This is a genomic window from Rhabdaerophilum sp., from assembly GCF_046092605.1.
In the GTDB taxonomy this organism is placed as follows: domain Bacteria; phylum Pseudomonadota; class Alphaproteobacteria; order Rhizobiales; family Beijerinckiaceae; genus Rhabdaerophilum.
Genome location: NZ_JBJTDY010000115.1, coordinates 1 through 6,544 on the forward strand (window position 1 = coordinate 1; position 6,544 = coordinate 6,544).

Sequence of the window (6,544 nt, forward strand, 5' to 3'; positions counted from 1 at the left end):
CCTTCCTGCGCGAAAATTTGCCCGAGTCGAAATTCGTCGTCGCGCATGGGCAGATGTCCGCGACGGAACTCGAAGACAAGATGTCGGCCTTCTACGACGGCAAGTTCGACATTTTGCTCGCGACCACGATCATCGAATCCGGTCTCGACATTCCCACCGCGAATACGCTCATCGTCTGGCGCGCCGACATGTTCGGCCTCGCGCAGCTCTATCAGCTCAGGGGGCGGGTGGGCCGTTCGAAGACGCGCGCCTACGCGCTCTTCACCCTGCCGGTCAACCGCACGCTGAGCAGGGGTGCGGAAGCGCGCCTCAAGGTTCTGCAATCGCTCGATACCCTGGGCGCGGGCTTCCAGCTCGCGAGCCACGATCTCGACCTGCGCGGCGCGGGCAATCTGCTCGGCGACGAGCAATCCGGTCATATCAAGGAAGTGGGCTACGAACTCTACCAGCAGATGCTGGAGGAGGCTGTCGCCGCGCTCAGGGCCGGGCAGGAACTGCCGGATGAGGAAGCCTGGTCGCCGACCATCTCCATTGGCACGCCGGTGCTCATCCCCGAGGATTACGTCGCCGATCTCGACCTGCGCATGGGCCTCTATCGCCGCCTGAGCCAGCTTGAAAGCGAGCCGGAAATCGAAGGTTTCGCCGCCGAGATGATCGACCGCTTCGGACCGCTGCCGCCCGAGATCGGGCATCTCATGGCGATCGTCTCCATCAAGCTGCTCTGCCGCCGCGCGAACATCGAAAAGGTCGAGGCAGGCCCCAAGGGCATCATCCTCTCTTTCCGCGGCAATGCCTTCGCGAATCCCAACGGGCTCGTCAAATATGTGAGCGAGAAGGGGCCGACCGCGAAGGTCAGGCCGGACATGCGCATCGTCTTCGCCGGAGCTTTCGAGAATGCGGGCATCCGCCTGAAGGCAACCCGGAAAATCCTTGGCGAGATCGCGGAGATCGCACAGAAGCGGAAGTAAGGCGGGCCGGGCTCTCTCGCGCGAAACCCGGGCAGGCCCGGTTTCGCGTGTTTTCCTGCATGAGCGAAACCCGGGCAGGCCCGGTTTCGCGTGTTTTCCTGCATGAGCGAAACCCGGGCAGGCCCGGTTTCGCTTAGGCCGCCTCGCTCACAGCACCGGCGCGGGCCACCACGTCCGAAGCCGCGAAACCGAAGGCGCGGGCCACGCCATCATCGCCTTCCGAAATCATGAGGTAGGGCTGGTCTTCCGTCAGCACCGCTTCCATCGGGTGCTGGTGGCTGCCCATCAGGTCGGCAAGGCCCATGGGCATGGCCTCCGGCGCCACGATCGCCCGCTCGTTGAGATCGAAGACCGGCACGACGGGAAACGGAAACTCGCTCGCCGCTTCAACCAGCTCCATGCCCGGGCGCATCACCGCAACGAGGCTCCCGAGGCCGGCGAGACCCTTTTCGCGCAGCAGCGATTCCCGCAGCAGCGGCAGGAAGGATGCGGGCGCCAGCAGGGCCGGCTTCTCGCCCGCGCGCCGAAGCGCGTTGCGCAGGCGGGCAGCCGTGAACGGGCCGACGAGGTCGATGGTCGTGCCCTGAAAAAGCGGCATCAGCAGGCCGGCTGCGAACGCCGCCGAGCCCGTGGCGTGCATGGTGGAGACCAGGTTCTGCTCGCGCCCCAGCTTGTGGCGGGTCGCCACGGCGAGGGCATCCGCGAACACCTGTGCCTCGGTGCGGATATGGGCCAGAACCGCTTTCGCATGGAACGAGAAGGTGATGAGGCCTTCCGCTTCCTGCCTGCGCACGGGACGATTGGGGTTGGCGTCCAGATCCTGCTCGGACCAGCCATCGAGCGAGATCACGCCATCCGGCAGCTTGTGGCCAAAGGCCGCGACGAGACGCACGGAAATCGCGCGCGCGGCGATCTGGCGGGCGATCTCCGCCGGGCGCAGTTCTTCCAGCCTGCCGGTGGTGATGATCGCGGCGGCGCTGATGCGCTCACAGGCCGCGCGCAGGGTGTCAATGTTTTCCTCGACCGGCGCGATAGCCGGCGTGATGCCGGCCATGAGGCAGCCCACGATGGTTATGGCCGCTTCTGCCACATTCGGCATCAGGATGAGCGCACGATCCCCCGCCACAATGCCCAGGGTCTCGAGCTGGCCCGCGAAGAATTCCGCCTCGCGGTGGAAATCGGCAAAGCTCAGCTGGCGCGGCAGGTTCCCGTCCCAATCCTCGCGGCTGGCGCAATCGCGCAGGAAAAGACGCTCGGGGTTGGCGGCCGCGGCGCTGGTCGCAAGCCCGCTCACCGTGAGCAGGTTCCAGGGTTCGGCGAGCGCATTGCGCGCGAAATCGGGGGGCGAGGGATGATCAGATCCGGACATGCTCGTTATTCTCTATCGATTCGCCTCAAACCAGAAGAGTTCCACCGTCAGATCGTAGCGCGGGAGCCGTTCCGGCCAGCGAATATGGCTCCACCGTGCCAGCCAGCGCTCCGAAAGGTGGTAGAGCGGCAGCACATAATGGCCCGCAACCAGCAGGCGATCGAGCGCCCGCACGGAGGCCGTGAAATCCTCCCGCGATCTTGCCGCGAGCAGCGCCGACAAGGCGCGGTCCACCACAGGCGATCGCACGCCCGCCCAGTTGAGCGTGCCCGGCTGGTCGGCCGCGATCGAACTCCATCGATTGACCTGCTCCTGCCCGGGCGAAGCGCCCACGACAAAGCCTTCGATGATGCAATCGAAGAGCTTGTCCTTGAGCCGGGCCCAGTATTGCGAACTGTCGACCAGCCGGATGTTCGGGCGGATGCCCACCTGCCTGAGCGTATCCGCGAAGGCCAGCGCGATGCGTTCCTTCTCGCGGGTCGTAACGAGGATCTCGAAGGCCAGCGGCTGGCCGCCGGAATGGGTCATCACGCCCTCGCGGATGGCATAGCCCGCCTCACGCAGGAGCTCGATCGCTCGGCGCATCACCGTCCGGTCCCGGCCCGAGCCGTCGGTTTTCGGCGGGGCCCAGCTCCCGTCGCGGATGGCCGGGGGCAGCGCGGCGAGTTCCGGCCCGACCAGCGCGATCTCGCGCTCCGAAAGCGGATTGCCCCGGAAGGAGAGGTCGCTCTCATCGAAGAACGAGCCGGTGCGGCGATAGACACCCGAGAACAGGTTCGCGTTGAGCCATTCGAAATCGAAGAGCGAGAACATCGCCTCGCGCACGCGGATGTCGGAGAAGGGCACGCGCCGCGTGTTGAAGATGAAGCCCGACATGCCTTTCGGGGCGTTGATCGGCACGGCACGCCGCTCGATCCGCCCCTCGCGCAACGCTGGGGTGTCATAGCCGTTCAGCCATTTTGCGGGGTCGATCTCGGCCCGGAAATCGATGAGCCCGGTCTTGAAGGCTTCGAATTGCGTGTTGGAATCGCGGAAGAATTCCAGCCTGAGGGTATCGAAATTGTAGAGCCCGCGATGGGCGGGCCAATCCGCGCCCCAGTAATCCGCGCGCCGCCGAAGCGTGATCGAGGTGCCGGGCTCCACCGCTTCGAGCCAGTAGGGGCCGGAGCCGAGAAAGGCATTGAAGCCCATGTTCTCGAAGCGCTCCGGGTCTGTGGCATGGGCCGCGAGCACCGGCATCAGGCCGATGATGAGCGGGAATTCGCGATCATTCGCCGCCTTGAAGGTGAAGCGGATGGTGCGCTCGTCGCGGATCTCGATCCGCGCGATTTTCTCGGCGTTGCGGCGGTAATTCGGGCGGCCCCGCTCGGCAAAGAGCTTCCACGAAAACGCGACATCGGCGGCCGTCACCGGTTTCCCATCCGAAAAGCGCGCGCGCGCATTGATCCGAAACTCGACGAAAGAGCGGTCCGGCGGGGTCGCCACGCTTTCCGCCAGAAGCCCGTAGAGCGTGAAGGGCTCGTCCTGCGAGCGCATCATCAGGGGCTGAACGATGTAGGGCACCATCACCGCCGGCGCGTTGCCACGCACGCTCATCGAATTCAGCGTGTCGAACGAGCCGGCAATCGCCTGCCGCAGCAGGCCGCCCTTGGGCGCATTCGGGTTCGCATAGGGCAGGTGCGGGAAGCCAGCCGGCAGATCCGGCTCGCCATGCATCGCGATGCCGTGGCGGTGCGGCGCATCCTCGGCCGAAAGGCGGGGGGCGGCAAGCGCTCCGGCGCTCGCGCCCAGCCCTGCGAGAACTGCCCGGCGATGCGGTCCTGCATTCCTGATTCGGTGATTTTTCATGCCATGAGAATAAGCAGGCGCAGGGTGAGATGCCATGCTCGCGCGGCGGAAACGTCACGCTTCAGCCGCATTCGACCCGGAGTGACAGGCGAGGGATTCGCGACGATTCTCCCGCCCCGGGGGTTGCGAAAAATCCGCAAACGCGCTTAAGCAAACCGCGCATCCGGCAGGATCGGCAAGCGAAAGCCCGGCCGGAAGGAAACCTGGCCGGAACCGGAAAAGAGGACGATTTTCAAATGAAGCTCCGCTTCGCCCCCCTGGCTCTCGCCATCGCTTTCGGCCTCGCCTCGTTCGGCGCTGAGGCGCAGGGGCAGCGCCCCGCCCAGCCGGCTCCGGCACCGGCGGCGCCCCCGCAGGCGCCCGCGGCGGTGAAGGTGCCGCTCAAGGCTTCGCCCGGCCAAGCCGATTGGGTGAAGGTCTGCGACGAAGACCCGGCCGCGAGGAAAACCGTCTGCCTCACCTCGCGGGAATTCGTGGCGGAGAACAACCAGCCGGTGATGGGCATCGCCATCTACCAGGTAAAGGATGATCCGCGCCGCTTCGCGCGTCTCGTCGTTCCGCTCACCTTCATGATTCCGCCGGGCGTGCGCCTGTCGACCGAGGGTCTGAACCCGATCGCCGGTCGCTTCCAGCTCTGCTCGCAGGAAGGCTGCTATGTCGAGGTCGAACTCAACGAGGCCGCCATCAATGCGATCAAGAAGGGCAACACCCTTCGCATCGACATGCAGAACCAGATTCAGCAGGAAGTGAATTTCGAGCTTCCGCTCGCCGGTTTCGCCAGGATCTATGACAGCGCCGGCCTTGACCGTGCGGCCATCCAGAAGCTGCAGGAGGAGGAAATCCGTCGCCAGCAGCAGGGTGGCGCGGCTCCGGCTCCCGGCGCGGACGACCTGAAGCGCCGCGGTGAGGAAATGGTTCGCCAGCGCCAGGGCCAGCCGCAATAAGCCGGCGCGAATGTCCCGAGGAAATGTGGAAACCGGCCGAAGAGGCCGGTTTTTTCATGTCCGCAACTTCATGACAGGCCGCAGGCGGCGGGCCGGGATCAGTGCATCATCGCGTTGTTCTTCGCGCGGAAATGCCCATCATGCTGCTTGCGGAAATGGTCCTGGATCTGCGGATGCCGAAGCGGGCGGGCACTATCATCGATGAGCAGGTTCTGCTCGGAGACATAAGCGATGTATTCCGTTTCGGCGTTCTCGGCGAAAAGATGGTAGAAGGGCTGGTCCTTCCGCGGGCGGAGATGCTCGGGGATCGAGAGCCACCATTCCTCGGAATTCGCAAATTCCGGGTCGACATCGAAAATCACGCCGCGAAACGGGTAGAACCGGTGGCGCACCACCTGTCCGATCGCGAATTTCGCCTCAACGAACTTGCCTTGACGGTCTTTCATGGCCCCAAACCTCGCACAAACCTAACTTAGGAGGTTTTTTCGCCACCTCAAGAGCCTTGAAGGGGGGGGCTTCAACGCTGCCAGCGGCGATGGCCCCACATCCACTGGCCGGGGCGCTCGCGGATGAATTGCTCGAATTGGCGCTGGATGGCGGCGGTGGTCTCCTGGAGGTCTGCCTCCCGATTCCCTGTTCGCTGCACGGGGACCTCCACCACATCGGCCTCGAAGGTCGCGCCGTTCCGTCGCGCGACCACGCCAGCGAAGAGTGGGACATCCCGCCCGCGCGCCAGCAATGCCGGGAAGATGGTGGAGGGCGCAGGCCGGCCGAAGAAGGGCACCGGAAGCCCCGTGAGATCCCGAAGATCCGCCATGATCGTCACGCTGCCGCCATCGCCGACGATGCGCAGCAGCTTGCGGGCGGTTTCGCTGCCTTTCGTGTAGAGGCCGCGCGCATAGAAGGGGCCGCGCGCATCCGTCGCGCGCTCATCCACCAGCGGATTGCGCAGGCGCTGATACACGCCCGCCACCGGCAGGCCGTGATGATGCAGCAGCGGCGAAGCCAGCTCCCAATTGCCCAGATGCAGCGAGACGAACACCGCGCCGCGCGCTTGCGCGGATCTGATCGCCTCGAAGAAGCCGGGGCGGATCGTGAAGCGATCCTGCGCGGCGATCAGGGCTCGCAGGTGGAAAGCCTCGGCGCTGGTGCGTCCCAGATTGTCCCACATCTGGGCCAGCAGGTTCGCGATCTCGCCATCCGATTTCTCCGGGAAGGCCGCGCGCAAATGCCCCTCGGCGCGGCCATGCCGCTTGTCCAGCGGCGCGATCCTGCGCCAAAGGCTCCCGCCGAGCGCGCTGGCGCGATCCGGTCCCAGCGCCCGGATTGCGGCCGCGCCAAGATCGAACGCCGCGGCTTCCAGCCGGACTTGCGCGCGGCCTTCCCGGAGAAATCGGATGGCGAGATCGCGAACC

6 protein-coding genes are annotated in these 6,544 nt (G+C 65.5%); 2 read left to right on the top strand and 4 right to left on the bottom strand.

Annotated features, from left to right (window positions below; translation table 11 throughout):
* The coding region (locus ACKODO_RS09110; RefSeq protein ID WP_408983125.1) for a TRCF domain-containing protein at nt 1-968 on the top strand (968 nt) is incomplete at its 5' end.
* A gap of 133 nt (nt 969-1,101) precedes the next feature.
* On the opposite strand, the gene ACKODO_RS09115 is transcribed toward ACKODO_RS09110, so the two are convergent.
* Both ACKODO_RS09115 and ACKODO_RS09120 read right to left on the bottom strand, forming a co-directional pair.
* Nucleotides 1,102-2,337 (bottom strand): AMP-binding protein, encoded by a 1,236-nt coding sequence (locus ACKODO_RS09115; protein ID WP_408983126.1) that lies wholly within the window; start codon nt 2,335-2,337, stop codon nt 1,102-1,104.
* A 12-nt stretch (nt 2,338-2,349) separates the two neighbouring features.
* Nucleotides 2,350-4,185 carry an extracellular solute-binding protein gene (locus ACKODO_RS09120; protein ID WP_408983127.1) on the bottom strand — a complete coding sequence of 612 codons (1,836 nt, stop codon included), beginning with the start codon at nt 4,183-4,185 and terminating at the stop codon, nt 2,350-2,352.
* A 236-nt stretch (nt 4,186-4,421) separates the two neighbouring features.
* On the opposite strand from ACKODO_RS09120, the gene ACKODO_RS09125 reads away from it, so the two are divergent.
* On the top strand, nt 4,422-5,129 hold the full coding sequence (locus ACKODO_RS09125; protein WP_408983128.1) for an invasion associated locus B family protein: 708 nt from the start codon (nt 4,422-4,424) through the stop codon (nt 5,127-5,129).
* A gap of 98 nt (nt 5,130-5,227) precedes the next feature.
* On the opposite strand, the gene hspQ is transcribed toward ACKODO_RS09125, so the two are convergent.
* Together hspQ and ACKODO_RS09135 are read right to left on the bottom strand one after the other, a co-directional pair.
* Nucleotides 5,228-5,575: a heat shock protein HspQ gene (gene hspQ, locus ACKODO_RS09130; protein ID WP_408983129.1), complete on the bottom strand. Its 348-nt coding sequence runs from the start codon at nt 5,573-5,575 to the stop codon at nt 5,228-5,230.
* A gap of 71 nt (nt 5,576-5,646) precedes the next feature.
* A partial coding sequence (locus ACKODO_RS09135; RefSeq protein ID WP_408983130.1) for a lysophospholipid acyltransferase family protein occupies nt 5,647-6,544 on the bottom strand: 898 nt, incomplete at its 5' end.